Below are 18,089 nucleotides of genomic sequence, written 5' to 3'. Positions count from 1 at the left end.
GCGCCGGCGCGCCTTGGTGAATAGAACGGTCAAACGAGGGGATTTGTGAGATGATTATCGCATTGCGCATCGGGCTCGCTTTGGGCGGGCTGCTTTTGGTATTTATGGGATTCGGTTTTCTGACCGACCCGGTCGCCGCGGCTGCCGATTTCGGGCTTTCGATCGAAGGTGCGCATGGCATTACGTCGATCCGCTCTGATATGACTGCATTTTTCGGGGTCGGCGGCGCGTGCTTTATCGTCGGGGCATGGCTGCGGCGCGGTGATCCTCTGGTCATTGGCGCGGCATTGATGCTCGTGACACTGGCAACGCGCCTCTTCAGCCTTGCAATTGATGGCGGCTTTGAAGGCTACATCATTCCCATGGCGGTCGAAGCTTTGCTGGGTATCTTTGGCCTGATCGGTGCCAAAGTCCTGCCGCAAACACGGTAAAAACCGTAAGGCCTTATCCCAGCCAGCCCATGCTGGACGCGCCCCACATGGCGCCCGCTCCGACGAGCAAGGCGACAAGATAGCCCAATCGCGATCCGCCGCCACTTTGGCTGCGATCTGTCAGCAGCTTGATTTCGGGTAAAGGCGCGGCTTCGGGTGCGCCGCCTTTGGGCGGGAAGCGTTCGTCGATCCGGCGGATCAGATCGGGCAGCCGCATCAAAGTTTGCGTGTCTTCCTTGATGCGTTCGGCAACGGCCGCCTCTGGCCCCAACTCATCGCGGATCCAGCTGCGTACATAGGGCGCTGCGGTGTCCCACATATTGATATTCTCGTTAAGCTGGGTCGCGATGCCCTCGACCATCACCATGGTTTTTTGCAGCAGCAGCAGATGCGGCTGTGTCTGCATGTCGAAATCACGGGTGATCGCGAACAAACCGTCAAGCATCTGCCCCACGCTCAGCTCTTTGACAGGCTTGCCCCGCATCGGTTCACCAACCGCGCGCAGAGCGGTCGCGAACTCGCCGACCGAGTGATAGCTGGGCACATATTGCGCTTCGAAATGGATTTCGGCGACGCGTTTGTAATTGCCCGTGGTCAACCCATAGAGGATTTCGGCAAGCCACTGGCGCGCGCGCCGATCAATCCGGCCCATAATACCGAAATCAATCGCGACAATTGTTCCGTCATCTTCAACGAACAAATTGCCTTGATGCATATCGGCATGGAAAAATCCCGCGCTGATCGCCTGGGTAAGGAACGAGATGACCAGTTTTTCGGCGATCGCATCCAGATCATGCCCGCGTGCCAGCAATTCATCGGTGCGGCTGATTTTTACCCCGTCGATCCACTCGATCGTCAGAACGCGGCCATTGGTCCGGTCCCAATCGATTTCAGGGATACGGTATCCACCGATGCCCGACATTTCCTCGGCCAATTCGGAGGCTGACGCCGCCTCGCGCCGCAGATCAAGCTCCGAATTGCTCCACCGCTTAAAGTTCGCAATTGTCAGGCGCGGGCGCAGTCGCGTCGCCTCGCCGCCCATCGCCTCAACATGTGCAGCGGCCCATTCATAGGTTTGAATATCGCGGGCAAATTTCTCCCGGATGCCAGGCCGAAGCACTTTGACAGCCACAGTGCGGCCGTCAGTCGTCACAGCCTTGTGAACCTGAGCAATAGAGGCTGCCCCGACAGGATCGGGATCAATCTCAGCAAACAATGCGCCGATCGGCTGGTCAAAGCTCGCTTCGATCTGGGCTTTGATTTCTTCAAACGGCACTGGAGGCAGGCTGTCTTGCAGGCTCAACAGATTGGAGGCGGCTTCCTCGCCGACCAGATCAGGCCGCGTCGCCAGCGATTGCCCCAGTTTGATCGCCGCAGGACCGATGGCGCGGAATGCGCCGGCATAATCGGGCTCGCCGCGCTTGCTTGTGAAAGTTGCCCAACGCGCAAGCTTGACCAGTCTTTTTACCGGTGTCGGCGCATTGGGATCATCTTCGATCCCCACCAGCGCACGGCGGCGCGCCAGTGTGGTGCCCCATCGCGCGAGGCGGGCAAGGTGAACAACAGGAGAAGTCATGGTCTAAATGCGCCTGGAAGCTCTTTCCGTTCCCGTCGGCTCAAATCTTCCAGCCCGAATGAATCGCTACCGCGCCGCCCAAAATCGGTTCGACCTTGGTGTTGGTAAAGCCGGCAGCACGGATCATGCTTTCAAATTCGGGCATCGTCGGGAATTTGCGGATCGATTCGACAAGATAGCGATAGGAGTCCGCGTCTCCGGCAATTGCCTGACCCATCCGGGGCAGCAACTTATCGGAATAAACGTCATAAATTTCCTTGAAACCGGACCATTCGGTTGTCGAAAACTCCATGCAATAAAACCGGCCACCGGGACGCAGCACCCGGTATGCCTCGGCCAAGGCCTTGTCTTTAAACGTCACGTTTCGAATGCCGAATACGATTGTGTAGGCATCAAAGCTGCTTGATGCGAAGCTGATTTCTTCGGCGTTCTGGCAGGTAAAGACCAGACTGCCGGTTTCATCGCTGGCCGGGCGGTCCATCGCACGTTCCGCCCCGACATCCAGCATGTCCTGATTGATATCGGCAACTGTAATATCCGCGCCGCGATCCGCCATGCGAAATGCAATGTCACCGGTGCCGCCTGCCATGTCGAGGATCTGCTCGCCCGGTCGCGGCTTCACACGCTTAACAAAACGATCTTTCCAACCGCGATGCATCCCGATCGACATCGCATCGTTCATAATGTCGTATTTGCTGGCAACACTTGAAAAGACCTCTCCCACGCGGCGGGTCTTTTCCTGAGGAGTTACATTCTCATAGCCGAAGCTGACGGTGTCTTGCGATGTTTCGTTCATGCAATGTGCCCTAGATGGAATTGTGCGCCGCGCAAAGGGTGTTAGAGGGTCAGCGATACGTATATCCAAATAGAGAGCCGCCCGCGAGCCCATATCAATGCCTGAGCTACCCGAAGTCGAAACCACAGTGCGCGGCCTTGCCCGGTTCCTCAACGGAGAGCGGATAACCCGTGTCCAGTTGAACCGCCCCAATCTGCGCCGCCCTTTTCCGCCCGATCTGGTTCAGGTGATGACCGGCGCAATTGTTACCAGCCTCAGCCGGCGTGCAAAATACGGGCTGCTTCATCTTGATCGCGGATCGGCGATGATTTTCCATCTTGGCATGAGCGGTCGCTGGCGAATTGATCCCGATGAACCGGACAAACACGACCATCTCGTGCTTGCAACCAAAGACCACCAATTTGCGCTGTGCGATCCGCGCCGGTTTGGATCAGTCGATCTGATTGGTGATGATGCGCTGGATCAATGGCCGCAATTCGCCGCTCTTGGTCCGGAGCCGCTTGGCCCGGGCCTGACGCCAGATCATTTGAAAACCGCGCTGAAAGGCAAGACGCAAAGCATCAAATTGTGCTTGCTGGATCAACGCATCGTGGCGGGCCTCGGCAATATATACGTATGCGAAGCGCTGTGGCGGGCCGGTATCAATCCGCGCAAAGCCGGCGGTAAAGTGACCAAGCCGCAGCTTGCGCGTCTGGTTCCTGCGATCAAAGACGTGCTGGAAACGTCGATCAAAGACGGCGGCTCGTCCTTGCGCGATTACGCGCAGCCAGACGGCGAATTGGGATATTTTGCCACCCGCTTTGATGTTTATGGCCGCACGGACGAGCCGTGCCGCAATATGGATGGCGGCGTTATCAGCCGGATTGCGCAAGGCGGACGCAGCACATGGTACTGCGCGAAGTGTCAGAAGTGAGGGAATTCTTGACGATTCGGCTGCTTAGCCTTATGTGCGCCGCTTTCCGGCTGTAAAACGCCGTTTTTCGAACACACCACAGATTTGATTCGGTCGCGCATTGCGGCCTCTTAAAAACGCGAGACAGAAACAACCTATGGCCAACACGCCGCAAGCCCGTAAGCGTATCCGTCGCAACGAACGTCGGACCGAAGTCAACACCGCCCGCATGAGCCGCATCCGCAGCCATGTTAAGAAGGTCGAGAGCGCCTGCGAAGCTGGCGACAAAGACGCCGCAGCTGCTGCATTGAAAGCAGCGCAGCCTGAAATGGCACGCGGTGTCGCTCGCGGTGTCATGCACAAGAACACCGTCGCGCGTAAAATGTCGCGCCTGTCGAAGCGCGTCGCTGCACTCTGATTCGCTTCGCAATGGCCGATTCGGCCATTCCTGACGCGTTTCTACAAATGAAAATCACTTAGGGCTGCTCCTTAACGGAGCGGCCCTTTTTGATTTTACAAATTGAGAGCCGGGATGCGCTGGGCCATTTTATTGAAAAGCCTAGGTTTCCTCGCGATTCGCAAGCCCTATATAGTGAAAAATGTGTTAAAACAGGCACTTGAACGCAAGCCTGCGGCATAGGACCGAGTCAACTGGATTATTTCAGGTTTTTGACAATTCCTCGCTTGCACAAAAGCCCGCAAGCCTCTTAATTCAGGCCTCACTCGGGGCGGGACAGCCTGAGTTTTAACAAGCTGAACGATAGGGGGCCCCTGAAGACTCACGTCTTTGGGCAGAGGATGCTTTTTCCTATCGAACAAGAAAATTTCACTCTGAAAGCGATTTCGGAGGCGGGAAAGTTGTGGGGACCGAATACGTGCATAATTTTGATAAGGCGCGGCCAACGCGTCGGAAAGCGGACGATGACCTGATGGAAGATTCAGAAGCAGTAAATCTCGCCGCGGACTGGTCCGACATCAGCCAGGGTCTTCGCAAAGATCTCGGTCATCAACTTCATAGCCAATGGATCAAGCCGATACAGGTCGGTGGGATCAACAAAGAGAACGGCACACTCGACCTTTTCCTGCCCACCGAATTTTCGGCGACCTGGGTCAAAGACCGTTTTCACGACCGCCTTCAGCTTGCATGGAAAATCGCGCGCAGCGAAGTTCGCAGCGTTAACATTCAGGTGCATCCGGGCCGCCGGCAGCTTCCAGAGCTGCGGCTGGACGATGGCCGCCGCCCCGCCAATGACGGAGCGAGCGCCATTGCGGTTGCAGCCGGAACAATCGGCGAAGCAGGTTTTACCAGCTCGGTCGGTCTTGACCCGTCGCTGACGTTTGCGGCTTTTGTAACGGGTGAAGCCAATGTGCTTGCCTGCAACGCCGCGCAGCGCATGGCCGCGACCGAACAGCCGCAATTTTCGCCGCTTTACCTAAAAGGCGCGACTGGCCAGGGCAAAACACACTTGTTGCACGCGATTGGCCACGCCTTCCTTCAGGCACACCCGCGGGCTCGCATTTTTTATTGCTCGGCCGAACGGTTCATGGTCGAATTTGTGCAAGCGCTCAAAGCCAACCAGATGATCGAATTCAAAGCACGCCTGCGCAGTTTCGATCTGCTGCTGGTGGATGACATCCAGTTCATCATCGGCAAAGCCTCGGCTCAGGAAGAGCTGCTGTATACGATCGACGCGCTGCTGGCCGAAGGCAAACGTCTGGTCTTTGCCGCCGACCGCGCTCCGCAGGCGCTCGACGGGGTCGAACCGCGCCTGCTCAGCCGCCTTTCGATGGGTCTGGTCGCCGATATTCAGGCCGCCGATATCGAGCTGCGCAAGAAAATTCTTGAATCGAAACTGTCGCGCTTTGCGCCGCTTTCGGTGCCAGAAGACGTGATCGAATTCCTCGCCCGGACCATTACGCGCAATATCCGCGAACTGGTTGGCGGTCTGAACAAACTGATCGCGTATGCGCAGCTGACCGGTCAGGAAGTTTCGCTCAACCTCGCGCAGGAACAGCTGACGGATATTCTGTCCGCCAATCGCCGCCGGATTACGATTGACGAAATTCAGCGCACGGTCTGCCAGTTCTACCGGATCGATCGCAGTGAAATGTCGTCAAAGCGGCGCGCCCGCGCCGTCGTGCGCCCGCGTCAGGTCGCGATGTATCTGTCCAAAGTGCTGACGCCGCGCTCTTATCCAGAGATTGGCCGCAAATTTGGCGGACGCGACCATTCGACGGTTATCCACGCCGTACGCCTGATCGAAGATCTGCGTGAACGTGACGCAGATATGGACGGCGATGTACGGAGCCTTTTGCGTCAATTGGAGAGTTAATCTCCACGCATCATCCACAAGTTGCGCAACCTTTTGTCGACAGGGCCATCAACAGCCCTGTCGACAGCTTGTACACATGATGCCAACAGCTTCTCCATGGCTAATGCACAGCCCCCGATAGCTGCGATTGATCTACCCGCGAGCCTGCCAGCAGCGGGCTTGCGCGGTGCATTGGGCCAATGCCCGCGTTGCGGCGAAGCGGTGCTGTTTCGCAAATGGCTGAAACCGGTCGATACATGCGGACATTGCCAGCAAGATTGGTCGATCCAGCAAGCGGACGATTTCCCCGCCTATATCGGCATATTTGTAAGCGGACATGTTCTGGCCCCGGTGGTCATTGCAATGATTGGCCGTTTTGGGATGTCGCCATGGCTGACGCTGGCGATTATCCTGCCGGTCGCGCTCATTATGTGCATCGCCCTGCTCCAACCCTCAAAAGGGGCCGTGATTGCGATATTATGGTGGTTCGGCGTTGGCGGATTCCGGCAAGAGCGGCGTGAGGATATCGCAAGCGAAGAGGATATTGCATGAGTTTAGGGCCGGCCCGTCTTGATCGCTTTGCCCGCCACATCGTGCTGCCGGAAATCGGCGGCGCGGGTCAGGTTGCGCTGGCAGGAAAGCATATCGCCATTATCGGGCTTGGCGGGATTGGATCCCCCGCTTTGCAATACCTTGCAGCAAGCGGGATCGGGCGCTTCACGCTGGTCGATGACGACACAGTCGATGTCAGCAATCTGCAGCGCCAGACGATATTTACATCGCGCGATGTCGGCCACGGGAAAGCGACAAGCGCGCGCCGCTGGCTCGCCAATTTTGATGAAGCCTTGAACGTCGATATATCCGATTCGCGGATCACCTCTGAAAACGCAGGCCGCTTGATCGAAGGCGCGGATCTGGTGCTCGATGGAACGGACAATTTCGCGACCCGCCTTGCCGTATCCGATGCCTGCGTCGCTGAACGTACGCCGGTCCTCTCTGCCGCCGTAGGTCGCTTTCAGGGTCAGGTTGGTGCGTTTGCCGGACACCTCGCCGAATATCCCTGCTACCGCTGTTTTGTGGGCGATGCGTTCGATGCTGAGGACTGCGACACCTGCGCCGATGATGGCATGTTGGGCGCGATGGCAGGATGGACCGGCAGCTTTGCCGCAATGCAAGCGATCAGAGTTCTGCTCCAGGGGATCAGCACCTTCGGCCAACCGGGCTGGGGGAAACTGCATATTCTGGACGGCATGAAGCCCGGAATGCGCACGCTGAACATCGCCAAGGATCCAGCCTGCAAAGGATGCGGAGTGATCGAATGAGCGATACTAAGGATTCCAATGACCTCGCCGAAGATCGGACCGATCTGGCCAAGGACCGCACCGATTGGGCCGAAGATCGGACCATGATGGCCAATGAGCGAACCTTTGCCGGATGGATGCGGACCGGTCTTGCGGCGGTTGGCATCGGGCTTGGTTTCAACGCGCTGTTTGGCACTCTGAAACCGGCATGGGTGCCCAAAGCGATTGCCACACTTTTTATGGCCATCGGCATCTTCATTTTCTGGGCTGCGCAGGACAAAGGCTGCGCGGTTCAAACACGGCTTGATGCGCATAAGGCAGAACCGATCAAGCGGATGAATATGCGGCTTATTGCAGGGTTTATGGGGTTGGCCAGCGCCGCGCTTATCGCGGCCATTTGGTTGATGAGTTTTCCCGACAGTTAAAGCTGCCCGGCTGAGTCCGGCGATTGTTGCCGAGTGTATCCGTCATGTTAGGCTGGCAAGCGGGAGGCAAAAGATGGTTGATTTTGACAGCAGGCTTGAGGCTATCGAGCGCAAAAACCGGTTTCTATCAAGAATAGCGATTGTGTTCGCATTGATCGCAGTGGCTTTGGCAATTTGGCACATTAGCCCTGCATCACCGGCGAAAGCGGCGGGAAAAATCGACGTTCTGCAACTTCGCACGCTCGAAATAGTCGATGCCACAGGGACAGTTCGCGCGCGTTTGGGAAGCGATCTGCCCGATGCGATCATAGACGGCAAAACCGTTGGGCGCGGCGGCGAAAAAGTCTCTGGGCTCATGCTTTACGATGGCACAGGGCAGGAAAGAGGCGGCTATGTAACCTTTGAGCCGTCTGGGAATATCGGCCTTACACTCGACACACGCAAAGGGCAGGTCGCCCTGTTCGCTGCCGGACCACAAAGCGGAGCGAACCTGCGTTTATGGGATGGAGAAGACGCGATTGAACTGCGCGCCGATCAGGATGGGACGCGCCTGACATCGGTTCAGGATGGTGTAGTGGCGGTCCAACTTCCTGTGATCGAAGCGATTGGACCGGAGGCTTGCAACGCCTATCGGGGCGCAAAAGGTAAGCTGCCACGTGAAGAAATTATCAAGGCTTGCACCGGACGTTTCCCATCCGAATTGTGCCAGCGATGCCTCGCAGAATAGGCGCGGTTGAGCCTATAACGCGTCGCAGGTTCCCTGATCAAAACAGTTGCGGCTTCAATTCCAATCAAGCACCTCGTCAACCCAGCGCGGCACCAATTGCCCTGCTGGCCCATGGCGCGCCTCGTGAAAAAAATGCGTGCCTTCGCTCGGCTCAAGGTTCAGCTCAAGCGTGCGTGCGCCGCTCTGCCGCGCCTCCTGTACAAACCCGGCGGCCGGATACACACCGCCGCTGGTGCCGATGCTGACGAACAGGTCCGCTGCACCCAGCGCGGCGTAGATCCGGTCCATCTGATATGGCATTTCGCCAAACCACACGACATCGGGGCGCAGGGTCGGGGCCTGGCAAACCGGGCATTGCGGGCGCTGGCCACCGGTGGCCGACATTGGCGCATCCCACGCGCTTCGTATCTCGCACGAGGCGCATAATGCACTTTTAAGCTCACCATGCATGTGCAGCACATCGCGCGATCCGCCACGTTCATGCAGATCATCGACATTCTGCGTAACCAGCAAAAGCTCGCCTGGAAATTCCCTTTCCAATCGCGCCAGCGCGCGGTGCGCATCATTAGGCTCTGCTTTGCTCAGCGCCGCACGCCGCATGTCATAAAAGCCCAACACAAGGTCTGGGTCGCGGGCGAACCCTTCGGGCGTGGCGACATCTTCTATACGGTGCTGTTCCCACAAGCCGCCTTCGGAGCGGAATGTATCGATCCCGCTTTCTGCGGAAATGCCTGCGCCTGTGAGGATGACGATGCGGTTTATCTCTGCCATGGGTGTGCTTGAAACACGGTAAGGGTGACAGGATCAATGGCGCAATTTGGCATTATTGGACACAAAGGACGGATGGGTCAGGCGATTGCCGCCGCGATCGAGGAAAAAGGACACGATTTCCGAGTCGGTGTGGATATGGGCGGCGACCCGAAGCCGTTGCTGGATCAATGCGATGTGGTGGTTGATTTTTCATCACCCGCCGCGCTCAAAACCAATCTGGAGGCCGCAAAAGCTGCGGGCATTCCGATCCTGATCGGGACAACCGGGCTGGAAGAGGAGCACTTCGTTTTGCTTGCCGAGGCATCAAAGGCGATCCCCGTTCTGCAGACAGGCAACACATCGCTGGGCGTCACGCTGCTCGCGCATCTTGTAAAGGAAGCCGCCGCGGCACTGGACCCTGATTGGGATATCGAAGTGCTGGAAATGCACCACCGGATGAAAGTCGATGCGCCTTCGGGCACCGCGAAATTGCTGGGAGAGGCAGCGGCTGAGGCGCGCGGTGTGGATCTGTCCGATGCGATGGATAGCGGGCGGCACGGCCAAACCGGCGCACGGCGTGAGGGCGCGATCGGCTTTGCCACCTTGCGCGGCGGCACGGTTGCGGGTGAACACAGCGTGATCTTTGCCGGGCTCGAAGAACGCATCACGCTGTCCCATTCGGCGGAGAACCGGATGATTTTTGCCCGCGGCGCAGTGCGCGGTGCCGAGTGGCTGCTTGGTAAAGCAGCAGGGCGCTATTCCATGGAAGACGTGCTGGATCTCTGATCGATGGAATGGCTCAGCATCCTTCTCTTCGGCATATTCATCGTCGCAGTGTATTTTGGCGCACAGAAAATTGGTGAATTGATCGGAGGCTCCGACAAACCGGGCAGCGCCTATTCCAAACAGCAAAAGGCGGAATGGGAAGAGCGCGCACGGCAATCGCGCGAAATTTTCGAAGCGGCAAATCCCGACAGCCCGCCGATTTCCGAAACCGAGCATTCCGAGTTCGCGCAATGGCTTGGTGCCCAATCAAAGCCAGCGATCAGGCTTGATCCCGCAGGGAGCGCGCCCGAGGCGAATGGCCAAGCCGGACCGGATGGTTCACGTCTTGGCGGCCCTGTTTGGTTGGAAGAGGGCCAGGCGTGGCCTCAATCGCGCAAAGGCAATCCGATGGAGTTCATCGCCCAACTCGATTTCAACCAACTGCCTGAACTGGAAGGTTTCCCCACCACAGGCGCGTTACAATTCTTCATCCCGGACGATGATGATCTATGGGGCATGGAGATGGATGAGCCCATCAAGAGCGATGTCGCAGTTTTATACCGCCCCGAAGGTTCCCCGCGTAATCGGCATCAACAAACCGCGCAGCGCCCGCCCGATGAAAGCATCACTCCGTTTTTGAATGAGACAGTCCGCCAAGCTGGTGTCGCGCTGGCAGGCGCGGCAATTGAGGATGTCATGCCATCCAACATTTGGGAGCTGGACGCCCGGATCGAAGGCAATCTGCGACGCCCCGGTTTCGAACGATGGGACGATCTGATTGAAGCCAATGAGGAAAAGCGCTCTCTGGTTCATCATGCAGGCGGCTATCCCTGTTTTGTACAATCAGATTTTCGCGGGCCCGGCAGCTTGGATGATTATGATACGGTCCTCCTGCGGCTGACATCGGATGATCATTTGCAATGGGGAGATGTGGGCGAAGCGCATTTCCTGATCCGTTCGGCAGATCTCGCTGCGCGGGATTTTTCGAAGGTGATCTTTTGGTGGGATTGTTCCTGATATCATGACCAAAGACCAGATTTTTGAATTCTTCCGCCGTCTTGCCGAAGACAATCCCGAGCCCGAGACCGAGCTGGAATATGGCAACGCCTATCAGTTGACCGTGGCCGTCGCGCTATCCGCGCAAGCGACCGATGTCGGCGTGAACAAGGCGACGCGCGCGCTGTTTGCAAAGGTGGAGACGCCGCAGCAAATGCTCGATCTGGGTCTGGACGGCCTGATCGAGCACATTAAGACCATCGGCCTGTTCAATTCCAAGGCGAAGAACGTGATCGCGCTCTCGCAATTGCTGGTGGACGAGTATGGCGGCGAAGTGCCCGGCACGCGCGAAGACCTCGTGCGGCTACCGGGCGTGGGCCGCAAAACGGCGAATGTGGTGCTCAATTGCTGGTTCAAACAGGAGACTTTCGCGGTCGACACGCACATCCTGCGCGTGGGCAACCGGACGGGTCTGGCCAAGGGCAAGACGCCCGAAGCGGTCGAAGCAAAGCTGGAAAAGCGCGTGCCGCAGCCGTTTCGCCTCCACGCGCATCACTGGCTGATCCTGCACGGTCGCTATGTGTGCAAAGCGCGCACGCCGGAATGCTGGCGATGCGGGCTGGTGGATTTGTGCAGTTTTCGTAAGAAGGTGACTGAAAGAAAGTAATCTGCTACCTGCTAACTGTTGAGAAAGTAAGCAAACAAAGTCTTGGGGCGCTATAAAATGAGCACTAGTGATAAATTAAAGGACTTCGGCGGGGTGGTTGCGGGATTCGGCATAATAGCTGTCCTATCTATTCTTGGAGTCGCTCTGCTTTATGGTGCTGCAGAATTCAGTGTCTGGGCGCTCGAATGGGCTCCAAGCATATTCGGTGTCGCTTTTGCGATCTGCTTGCTCGTCTTTCTCCCTTTATCCGCAATTGGATCTACTCGTGGATTTGCAGGAAATGGGTTCTACCTCGCATCCTATCTCTTTGGATTGGTCCTTTGGGTTCTAGCGATGGCCTTTGTCTACATAGAGTGGGGCTTGTTCGCCGTAATTATAGGCTTAGTGCTCGGCGGAATCGGCGTGGTGCCCATTGCAATTCTTGCAGCTATCTTGGAGGCCCAATGGACCGTTCTTGGCAACATAGCGGTCCTGATTGCGCTTACTATTGGACTACGCATTTTCGGTTATTGGTTGATCGAGAAAGCCGCTGAACGAGCAATCATGCTAGCGAATGAAAAAGCTAGGGCACAGCAAGCCACTCCAGCACGACGATTAGACTAGCCAAACTCAAACATCATCCGCCGAAATCATCTCCGCCCGGTCCAACTCACCCGTCATCGCCGCCACCGTCGTCGCCACCGCCGCATCGCCGCTCACATTGGTCGTCGTGCGCATCATGTCCATGATCCGGTCAACGCCAGCGACAAAGGCAATCGTCTCAAGCGGCACGCCGACCGCGCCGAAGACCAGCGCCATCATGATCAGGCCCGCGCCCGGAATGCCCGCTGCGCCAACCGCGCCCAGTGTGCCGAGGATCGAAATCAGGAAGTAATCGCCCCACGTCAGGTCCACGCCGAAAATCTGCGCGCCGAACAATGTCGCAAGGCCCAGATACATCGCCGTACCGTTCATATTGATCGTCGCGCCGAGGCTGATCACGAAGCTCGCGACCGAGTTCGACACGCCAAGGTTCCGGCGGGCACAGCGCAAAGTCACAGGCAGCGTCGCGTTGGAGCTGGCCGTGGAATAGCTGACGGCGATTGCGTCGATGATACCCCGGAAAAAGTCGATCACTGGCAGCTTGGCCAAAAACTTGATCATGCCGCCATAGATGATCGCGATGATCAACAGACAGCCGAGATAATTGAGCGCGACCAGCTTACCAAGCGCCGCCAGCGCATCAAAACCGAGCGTGCCCGCGACCCACGCCATCAGCGCGAAAACGCCAAACGGGGTCAGCTCCATCACCACCATGGTGACTTTCTGCATCACAACACTGCCGCTTTCGAAGATTTTGAGCACCGGTGCGCCCTCTTCTTTGGCCATCAGGATACCGATCCCGATCAACAGCGAAAAGATGATCAGCGGCAGCACGTTGACGTCCGCCATCACCTGAACCGGGCTTTGCGGGATCATCCCCATGATCATATCGCGCCACGTCGTTTCGCTTGGCGGCGGCGTATCGCCGACGTTCAGAGCGGTAGTGTCCACGCCAAGCCCCGGCGCGAGCACCGTGCCAAGGAACAGGCCGAGCCAGACCGCAATCTGGCCGCTCACGATGAACAACAGCATCGCCCGTCCGCCAACCGCGCCCAGTTTACGAATGTCTCCAATCGCGGCAACGCCTGCGACAAGGCTAAAGAAGATCAGCGGCACGACCAGCATTTTGATAAAGGCGACAAACACATCGCCGATAATCTTGATGCTCTCTGCTTCCGGCCCCCACAGCCGCCCGACGATAATGCCAAGGACCAGCGCGCCGATCACCCGCTGCCACAGCGGAATTGCAAACCATGTTTTCATTATCATTGATCCCCGGGAAAAAGGCTTACGTGTCGAGCGAAAGCGCGCCCAGCGCGGCTCTGGTGTAGATGCGGGCTAGCGTTTCAAGGTCGGGCATCGCCACAGCCTCGTCGCGCTTATGCATGGTGGCATTGCACAGACCAAATTCGATCACCGGGCAAACGCTACGCAGGAACCGCGCATCGGACGTTCCTCCGCTGGTTGAGGCTTCGGGTGTTATCCCGGTTTCGTCCTCGATTGCTTTGGCCAGCATATCGGAAAATGCGCCCGGCGCGGTCAGGAATGGTTCGCCGCTGATAACAGGGCGCGCGGTCCCGCCGTGCTTTTGGGCAATGGCAACGATTGTGCTGGAAAGCGACGCGCCCGAATGCAGATCGTTGAACCGGATCGAGATGCGGGCGGTTGCTTTTGCCGGGATCACATTATGCGCTTTGTTGGCGACGTTGAATTCGGTGATCTCAAGGTTGCTCGGCTGGAACCAGTCAGTGCCATCATCAAGGTGAAGGTTGTTCAGCTCGGACAGCATACCAACCATTTTGGGCATCGGATTATCGGCCAGATGCGGATAGGCGACGTGACCCTGTGTGCCCTCGACTTCCAGCCAGATATTGACCGACCCGCGCCGACCGATCTTCATCATATCACCCAGCCGGTGGACACTGGTGGGCTCTCCTACCAGGCACAGATCGGGCTGAATACCTTCGGCGCGCATATAATCTATCAGCGCGCGCGTACCGTGGAGCGCGGGCCCCTCTTCATCGCCGGTAATGATAAAGCTGATCGTGCCTGCGTCCTGCGGCACATCGGCCACCGCGGCGATCATGCTGGCGATGGAACCCTTCATATCAACCGCGCCGCGGCCATAGAGCAGCTCGCCGCGTTCTTCGGGTACAAACGGATCGCTGGTCCAGCCCCCTTCCCCGCCTATCGGACCGGGCGGCACCACGTCGAGATGCCCTGCAAAGGCAAAATGTTTCGAGCCTTCCGGCCCTTTGCGAATGGCGAAAAGGTTCTCGACCTGCTCTTCATCGCTGCCGATCTCGCCTTCCCCGCGCGTAAAACGGTGCACCGCAAAACCGAGCGGGAGCAGCATCGCTTCCATTTCATCAAAGACAGGGCCGCTCGCAGGGGTAATGCTGCGGGCGGCGATCAGGCGTTTTGCTAAGGAGATTGGATCAGACACGGATCATGCGTTAGCGGAGCAATGACGCGCTCGGCAAGTATGCTATGCATTGGCAGTGGACCTAATTGGATTTGCCATTGCCGTGATGCTGATTGAGCTGACCCCCGGCCCCAATATGGGCTGGCTCATCGCGCTTACCCTATCAGAGGGGCGCAAATCGGGATTGGCCACGATCTGGGGCATTTCGCTCGGCCTGGCGACCAACGCCGTGATCAGCGTTTTGGCGGCCAGTTATATTCTGAGGCAAAGCGCATTGCTGTCGCAGGGAATTGCATTTCTGGGCGCGGGAATGATGGCGTATCTCGCGTGGCAGGCGTGGCAGGACGCCGGAGAAAGCTCTCCATCCGCCACGCCGCCTGCGGGTGGACGGCGCAACATGATCGCCGGTTTCGTGATCAACCTGTTCAATCCCAAAGCGACATTGTTCTTTGTAACGGTGATGCCGCAATTCGTCTCGGACGGGCGGCCAAGCTATGGCGAGGGATTGACGATGGCCGCGATTAGTGTGGCAATCGCGACGGCGGTGCACCTTGCGCTTATATTGGGCGCAGAAAAAGTCCGCTACGTTTTGATGCATCGGCAACGTGCAAAGACAGTCCGCCGTATTCTCGCGCTCGGTATGCTTGGGGTCGGAGCCTGGTTTTTGACCAAAGCGTTCGTTTAACGACGCTCCGGTTCGGGCAACGGACCAGGCGCAAAAGCGCTTTCAAGCAGATCGGCGATACGTACGCCTGCCTGCTGCACCCGGCGCTTTGCAATCGGCACGCCTTTCACAATATCGTCTTGCGACAGTGCGGTTTTGCGCGGCAGCTCACCAGCGCATACGTTTTCGGTATCGAATGCCGTCGGATAGATGAAGCTGCGACTGATAGACCAGCTTTCCTGACCCCAATCGGCTGCGGAACCGCCGCCCAGATCGCTGCGTTCTGCGCCGGAATAGCGGCGAACCACGGGATCTGCCGGATCGCTGATCGCGCGTTCGGCCAGCGGTCCATCCCATATCCAATGCAGGTTCAGGCTTGGCACGATCCCATAATCGGTCTCTCGGTCATTGCCGCCGCGATCATCCTTGTCCCCCGAATGCAGCGGCATATGCACGTCTCCGGCAAAATGGACCATGAAAGCAAGCGCCTCCAGCCTGATGTGGTCGGGCAGGCTTTCATCGGCAAGGATGCGGTGATTGCGCTCAACCTGAGCGGTGACGCAATTTCCGCCCGAACAATTGGCGCGCGGATTGTAAGCCTCGCAGATCGGCGCTGTGCGGTAATGCCATGCCGCTGTATAGCCCCAGCGCCACCGGGCGCGGCGCACACAATCGGGCCATACACTTGCATCCTGAAGCGTCGCCAGATCACATTCGGGCGTGCCCAGCAGCGCTTCCGATTTCATCAACGCTTCGATCTTGGCGCGCGTTTCGGGTGAGACATTCACCTCGGCAATATCAGCTGTGGTGCGATGCGCGTAAAAACCCCACGCGTGAGCCTCTACGGGCATCATCATCACCAAAGCCAACAGGCTGGCAACGATTATTCCGCGCCGACGCTCTCGTATTGTTCGATGACCCATTGTTCTTCCTCTGACGCGGCGATCCATTCCTGTGTCCAGGCATGTTCCCACATGGCTTCCATATAGCTTTGCGCAAATCCCGGCACGCCAATGCCGTAGGTGATGAAACGCGAAACGACCGGAGCGAAGAAAATATCCGCAGCGCCGTACGTTCCGAACAGAAACGGCCCTGCGCTGCCATGCCGCGACCGCGCCTCTGCCCATAATTGCAGGACCCGGATGATATCGTCACGCGCTGCATCGGAGACATTCTGAAGCTGTACCCGGCGGCGCACATTCATGGGTAATTCGCCGCGCAGTGAGCCAAAGGAGGAATGCATTTCCGCGACCATGGCGCGGGCCATTCCGCGCGGGCCATCTTCTTTTGGCCAGAAACGGTCGCGGCCCACCTTGTCGCTAAGATATTCCATAATCGCGAGGCTATCCCAGATGACGGTTTCATCATCCCACAGGATTGGCACCTTGCCGTGCGAAGGCTGCATATCGCCTTCTTGTTTGGCCTTGTCCCATTGCTCGCCGGCCATCGGCACGATGATTTCATCGAAATGCAAGCCCGATTGCTTCATCGCCAGCCAACCGCGCAGCGACCAGCTTGAATAATTCTTGTTACCGATAATGAGTTTCATAATTCTGCTTGTTCCGCCAACAGCGCTGCGATGTCGCCACCTGCCTAGATATTCAGTCTTTCGCTGTCGAGCCTGAACGGGTTACTCTTTACACGAATCAAGTATAAGGCTTCAAAATATGCCTCTTCCCCCTTTCCATCTTGCCTTTCCCGTTCACGATCTTGGCAAAGCGCGCAGCTTTTACGGAGAGTTGCTGGGCTGCACCGAGGGGCGCTCTTCAGATGAGTGGATCGATTTCGATTTTCACGGGCATCAGATCGTCGCGCATCTCGCACCGGGAAAGGCGGGCGATGCGGCCAGCAATCATGTTGATGGCCACGGTGTTCCGGTCCCGCATTTCGGATTGGTGTTGTCGATGGCAGATTGGGAGGCTCTCGCTGAAACGCTGAAAGCCGCCGGCACCGAATTTGTGATTGAGCCCACTATTCGTTTTCGCGACCGGCCGGGCGAACAGGCGACGATGTTCCTGCGCGATCCATCAGGCAACGCGCTTGAATTCAAAGCCTTTGCCGATCCGGAGCAATTGTTCGCGCGGTGATGCGCGTTTCCTACCCCAGCGCGTCAGCTCCCAGAGCATCCTGTACCACCGCGACGCGCAGCGCATCGATTCCCATCCCTTTTTCGCTGCTCGTCAGGTGCAGTTCGGGATAGGCGGCAACATGCTTCTTCGCTTCATCGGCGACCTGATTGGCGACGCGCTCCAGATGGCTCGCTTTGATTTTGTCAGTCTTAGTCAGAACGATGCGGTACCCTACGGCTGCCTCATCGAGCATTTTCATCATCTCGCGGTCGACTTCTTTCATGCCATGCCGGCTGTCGATCAGCACCAGATTGCGCGCCAGCACCGCCCGGCCCCGCAGGTATGACCTCACCAACTTCTTCCATTTGTCGACGACAGCGACGGGTGCCTTGGCAAAGCCGTATCCGGGCATATCGACCAGCCGGAACTGCGTCGGCTCGCCCACTTCAAAGAAATTGAGCTCTTGCGTGCGGCCCGGCGTTACCGAAGCGCGCGCAATTGAACGCCGCTGTGTCAAAGCATTCAAAAGCGACGATTTTCCGACATTGCTGCGGCCGCAAAATGCAATTTCAGGCACCGTTGGCTCTGGCAGAAATTTCAGCTGCGGCGCGGACAACAGGAAATCGACGCGGCCCGACAACATGCGCGCGGCCGCTTTCTCGCGGCGCATGATCGCGCGTTCTTCAAGCTCGGCTTCGGTCAGCTCGGGCT

Annotated in this window: 22 protein-coding genes; 14 read left to right on the top strand and 8 right to left on the bottom strand. The window is 57.7% G+C overall.

Features of this window, described 5'->3' with window-relative positions:
• Nucleotides 1-50 precede the first annotated feature (50 nt).
• Nucleotides 51-431, top strand: a complete 381-nt coding sequence (locus FGU71_RS07495) for a hypothetical protein (protein ID WP_142787997.1) — start codon at nt 51-53, stop codon at nt 429-431.
• Nucleotides 432-444: 13 nt separating this feature from the next.
• Here FGU71_RS07495 and ubiB read toward each other — a convergent pair whose 3' ends face one another.
• Complete coding sequence (ubiB, locus tag FGU71_RS07490; RefSeq protein ID WP_142787996.1) at nt 445-2,007, bottom strand: 2-polyprenylphenol 6-hydroxylase; 1,563 nt, start codon at nt 2,005-2,007, stop codon at nt 445-447.
• A gap of 40 nt (nt 2,008-2,047) precedes the next feature.
• Nucleotides 2,048-2,803 carry a class I SAM-dependent methyltransferase gene (locus FGU71_RS07485; protein ID WP_142787995.1) on the bottom strand — a complete coding sequence of 252 codons (756 nt, stop codon included), beginning with the start codon at nt 2,801-2,803 and terminating at the stop codon, nt 2,048-2,050.
• 97 nt (nt 2,804-2,900) lie between these two features.
• On the opposite strand from FGU71_RS07485, the gene mutM reads away from it, so the two are divergent.
• From mutM to FGU71_RS07450, 7 genes are all read left to right on the top strand, one after another.
• Nucleotides 2,901-3,716 (top strand): bifunctional DNA-formamidopyrimidine glycosylase/DNA-(apurinic or apyrimidinic site) lyase, encoded by an 816-nt coding sequence (gene mutM, locus FGU71_RS07480; RefSeq protein WP_142787994.1) that lies wholly within the window; start codon nt 2,901-2,903, stop codon nt 3,714-3,716.
• Between the two features lie 136 nt (nt 3,717-3,852).
• Nucleotides 3,853-4,113 (top strand): 30S ribosomal protein S20, encoded by a 261-nt coding sequence (gene rpsT / locus FGU71_RS07475; protein ID WP_142787993.1) that lies wholly within the window; start codon nt 3,853-3,855, stop codon nt 4,111-4,113.
• A 511-nt stretch (nt 4,114-4,624) separates the two neighbouring features.
• A complete protein-coding gene (gene dnaA / locus FGU71_RS07470) occupies nt 4,625-6,028 on the top strand; it encodes a chromosomal replication initiator protein DnaA (protein ID WP_142787992.1) in 1,404 nt (467 codons plus the stop codon).
• Nucleotides 6,029-6,124: 96 nt separating this feature from the next.
• A complete protein-coding gene (locus tag FGU71_RS07465) occupies nt 6,125-6,559 on the top strand; it encodes a DUF983 domain-containing protein (protein WP_142787991.1) in 435 nt (144 codons plus the stop codon).
• Complete coding sequence (locus FGU71_RS07460) at nt 6,556-7,329, top strand: HesA/MoeB/ThiF family protein (RefSeq protein WP_142787990.1); 774 nt, start codon at nt 6,556-6,558, stop codon at nt 7,327-7,329. The genes FGU71_RS07465 and FGU71_RS07460 overlap by 4 nt, the downstream gene beginning before the upstream one ends.
• Nucleotides 7,326-7,733 (top strand): YidH family protein, encoded by a 408-nt coding sequence (locus FGU71_RS07455; protein ID WP_142787989.1) that lies wholly within the window; start codon nt 7,326-7,328, stop codon nt 7,731-7,733. The genes FGU71_RS07460 and FGU71_RS07455 overlap by 4 nt, the downstream gene beginning before the upstream one ends.
• A 73-nt stretch (nt 7,734-7,806) precedes the next feature.
• Nucleotides 7,807-8,460 (top strand): hypothetical protein, encoded by a 654-nt coding sequence (locus tag FGU71_RS07450; RefSeq protein WP_142787988.1) that lies wholly within the window; start codon nt 7,807-7,809, stop codon nt 8,458-8,460.
• A 54-nt stretch (nt 8,461-8,514) separates the two neighbouring features.
• Here the strand turns inward: FGU71_RS07450 and FGU71_RS07445 are convergent, their stop codons facing one another.
• A complete protein-coding gene (locus tag FGU71_RS07445; RefSeq protein ID WP_142787987.1) occupies nt 8,515-9,231 on the bottom strand; it encodes an NAD-dependent deacylase in 717 nt (238 codons plus the stop codon).
• A gap of 36 nt (nt 9,232-9,267) precedes the next feature.
• Here FGU71_RS07445 and dapB point away from each other — a divergent pair, with 36 nt between their 5' ends.
• Genes dapB through FGU71_RS07425 form a run of 4 tightly spaced genes read left to right on the top strand, consistent with a single transcriptional unit; the run spans nt 9,268 to nt 12,241 of the window.
• Complete coding sequence (gene dapB, locus FGU71_RS07440; protein ID WP_142787986.1) at nt 9,268-9,996, top strand: 4-hydroxy-tetrahydrodipicolinate reductase; 729 nt, start codon at nt 9,268-9,270, stop codon at nt 9,994-9,996.
• A 3-nt stretch (nt 9,997-9,999) separates the two neighbouring features.
• Nucleotides 10,000-10,992 (top strand): YwqG family protein, encoded by a 993-nt coding sequence (locus FGU71_RS07435; RefSeq protein ID WP_142787985.1) that lies wholly within the window; start codon nt 10,000-10,002, stop codon nt 10,990-10,992.
• A 4-nt stretch (nt 10,993-10,996) separates the two neighbouring features.
• On the top strand, nt 10,997-11,638 hold the full coding sequence (nth, locus tag FGU71_RS07430) for an endonuclease III (protein WP_142787984.1): 642 nt from the start codon (nt 10,997-10,999) through the stop codon (nt 11,636-11,638).
• A 57-nt stretch (nt 11,639-11,695) separates the two neighbouring features.
• Entirely contained in the window at nt 11,696-12,241 is a 546-nt protein-coding gene (locus tag FGU71_RS07425) for a hypothetical protein (protein WP_142787983.1), read from the top strand.
• Nucleotides 12,242-12,247: 6 nt separating this feature from the next.
• Here FGU71_RS07425 and FGU71_RS07420 read toward each other — a convergent pair whose 3' ends face one another.
• Together FGU71_RS07420 and dapE are read right to left on the bottom strand one after the other, a co-directional pair.
• Nucleotides 12,248-13,483 carry a dicarboxylate/amino acid:cation symporter gene (locus FGU71_RS07420; RefSeq protein ID WP_407644400.1) on the bottom strand — a complete coding sequence of 412 codons (1,236 nt, stop codon included), beginning with the start codon at nt 13,481-13,483 and terminating at the stop codon, nt 12,248-12,250.
• A 25-nt stretch (nt 13,484-13,508) separates the two neighbouring features.
• Entirely contained in the window at nt 13,509-14,666 is a 1,158-nt protein-coding gene (gene dapE / locus FGU71_RS07415; protein WP_142787982.1) for a succinyl-diaminopimelate desuccinylase, read from the bottom strand.
• Between the two features lie 55 nt (nt 14,667-14,721).
• On the opposite strand from dapE, the gene FGU71_RS07410 reads away from it, so the two are divergent.
• Nucleotides 14,722-15,330, top strand: a complete 609-nt coding sequence (locus FGU71_RS07410; RefSeq protein WP_142789031.1) for a LysE family translocator — start codon at nt 14,722-14,724, stop codon at nt 15,328-15,330.
• Here FGU71_RS07410 and FGU71_RS07405 read toward each other — a convergent pair.
• On the bottom strand, nt 15,327-16,232 hold the full coding sequence (locus tag FGU71_RS07405) for a S1/P1 nuclease (protein ID WP_234035682.1): 906 nt from the start codon (nt 16,230-16,232) through the stop codon (nt 15,327-15,329). The genes FGU71_RS07410 and FGU71_RS07405 overlap by 4 nt on opposite strands.
• Complete coding sequence (locus FGU71_RS07400; RefSeq protein WP_142787981.1) at nt 16,193-16,858, bottom strand: glutathione S-transferase family protein; 666 nt, start codon at nt 16,856-16,858, stop codon at nt 16,193-16,195. Before FGU71_RS07400 ends, FGU71_RS07405 begins: the two co-directional genes overlap by 40 nt.
• A gap of 118 nt (nt 16,859-16,976) precedes the next feature.
• Between FGU71_RS07400 and FGU71_RS07395 the strand changes: the two genes are divergently transcribed.
• The gene (locus FGU71_RS07395) at nt 16,977-17,396 is read left to right on the top strand and encodes a VOC family protein (protein WP_142787980.1); all 420 of its coding nucleotides are present in this window, start codon (nt 16,977-16,979) and stop codon (nt 17,394-17,396) included.
• A 10-nt stretch (nt 17,397-17,406) separates the two neighbouring features.
• Here the strand turns inward: FGU71_RS07395 and yihA are convergent, their stop codons facing one another.
• Nucleotides 17,407-18,048, bottom strand: coding sequence for a ribosome biogenesis GTP-binding protein YihA/YsxC (yihA, locus tag FGU71_RS07390; RefSeq protein ID WP_142789029.1), 642 nt, complete (start codon nt 18,046-18,048; stop codon nt 17,407-17,409).
• Nucleotides 18,049-18,089: the final 41 nt, after the last annotated feature.

The sequence above is a fragment of the Erythrobacter insulae genome (genome assembly GCF_007004095.1).
Classification (GTDB): Bacteria; Pseudomonadota; Alphaproteobacteria; order Sphingomonadales; family Sphingomonadaceae; genus Erythrobacter; species Erythrobacter insulae.
The sequence above is the reverse complement of the archived record's forward strand: the minus strand, read 5'-3'. Positions and strand labels throughout refer to the sequence as shown.

Coding starts and splice junctions, on each gene's coding strand:
- FGU71_RS07495 (WP_142787997.1), top strand. CDS start 51: ATGATTATCGCATTGCGCATCGGGCTCGCTTTGGGCGGGCTGCTTTTG.
- ubiB (WP_142787996.1), bottom strand. CDS start 2,007: ATGACTTCTCCTGTTGTTCACCTTGCCCGCCTCGCGCGATGGGGCACC.
- FGU71_RS07485 (WP_142787995.1), bottom strand. CDS start 2,803: ATGAACGAAACATCGCAAGACACCGTCAGCTTCGGCTATGAGAATGTA.
- mutM (WP_142787994.1), top strand. CDS start 2,901: ATGCCTGAGCTACCCGAAGTCGAAACCACAGTGCGCGGCCTTGCCCGG.
- rpsT (WP_142787993.1), top strand. CDS start 3,853: ATGGCCAACACGCCGCAAGCCCGTAAGCGTATCCGTCGCAACGAACGT.
- dnaA (WP_142787992.1), top strand. CDS start 4,625: ATGGAAGATTCAGAAGCAGTAAATCTCGCCGCGGACTGGTCCGACATC.
- FGU71_RS07465 (WP_142787991.1), top strand. CDS start 6,125: ATGGCTAATGCACAGCCCCCGATAGCTGCGATTGATCTACCCGCGAGC.
- FGU71_RS07460 (WP_142787990.1), top strand. CDS start 6,556: ATGAGTTTAGGGCCGGCCCGTCTTGATCGCTTTGCCCGCCACATCGTG.
- FGU71_RS07455 (WP_142787989.1), top strand. CDS start 7,326: ATGAGCGATACTAAGGATTCCAATGACCTCGCCGAAGATCGGACCGAT.
- FGU71_RS07450 (WP_142787988.1), top strand. CDS start 7,807: ATGGTTGATTTTGACAGCAGGCTTGAGGCTATCGAGCGCAAAAACCGG.
- FGU71_RS07445 (WP_142787987.1), bottom strand. CDS start 9,231: ATGGCAGAGATAAACCGCATCGTCATCCTCACAGGCGCAGGCATTTCC.
- dapB (WP_142787986.1), top strand. CDS start 9,268: ATGGCGCAATTTGGCATTATTGGACACAAAGGACGGATGGGTCAGGCG.
- FGU71_RS07435 (WP_142787985.1), top strand. CDS start 10,000: ATGGAATGGCTCAGCATCCTTCTCTTCGGCATATTCATCGTCGCAGTG.
- nth (WP_142787984.1), top strand. CDS start 10,997: ATGACCAAAGACCAGATTTTTGAATTCTTCCGCCGTCTTGCCGAAGAC.
- FGU71_RS07425 (WP_142787983.1), top strand. CDS start 11,696: ATGAGCACTAGTGATAAATTAAAGGACTTCGGCGGGGTGGTTGCGGGA.
- FGU71_RS07420 (WP_407644400.1), bottom strand. CDS start 13,483: ATGAAAACATGGTTTGCAATTCCGCTGTGGCAGCGGGTGATCGGCGCG.
- FGU71_RS07405 (WP_234035682.1), bottom strand. CDS start 16,232: ATGGGTCATCGAACAATACGAGAGCGTCGGCGCGGAATAATCGTTGCC.
- FGU71_RS07400 (WP_142787981.1), bottom strand. CDS start 16,858: ATGAAACTCATTATCGGTAACAAGAATTATTCAAGCTGGTCGCTGCGC.
- FGU71_RS07395 (WP_142787980.1), top strand. CDS start 16,977: ATGCCTCTTCCCCCTTTCCATCTTGCCTTTCCCGTTCACGATCTTGGC.
- yihA (WP_142789029.1), bottom strand. CDS start 18,048: ATGCGCCGCGAGAAAGCGGCCGCGCGCATGTTGTCGGGCCGCGTCGAT.